This window comes from Parvimonas sp. D9 (genome assembly GCF_035282565.1).
Classification (GTDB): domain Bacteria; phylum Bacillota; class Clostridia; order Tissierellales; family Peptoniphilaceae; genus Parvimonas; species Parvimonas micra.
In genome coordinates, this window is sequence record NZ_JAYKBM010000205.1 from 1 (window position 1) to 253 (window position 253).

Consider the following 253-nt stretch of genomic DNA (forward strand, 5'->3'; position numbering starts at 1 on the left):
CGCAAGGCATTTGGTCGCCGCATGAGCCGCAAGCCGACCCCGCCCCATCACCGATCGCCGAACTGCGCGCGAATCTGGACCAACTTGTCGAGCAGGCGACCGCTACGGAACTGTCGTCGCAGCGCCGCCGCGCGCTCGACAAGGAAATTCACGGCGTCATCGAGGAACTGGAATCCTTCCTCAACACGCTCGACCCGATCCGACAGCCAACCGCGGTTTTTGATCCTGGCAATCCCAAGATTGTCGGTCGCTT

1 protein-coding gene is annotated in these 253 nt (G+C 62.1%); it reads left to right on the forward strand.

Annotated features, from left to right (window positions below):
- The coding region (locus VJI94_RS08570) for a hypothetical protein (RefSeq protein WP_324009063.1) at nt 1-253 on the forward strand (253 nt) is incomplete at both ends.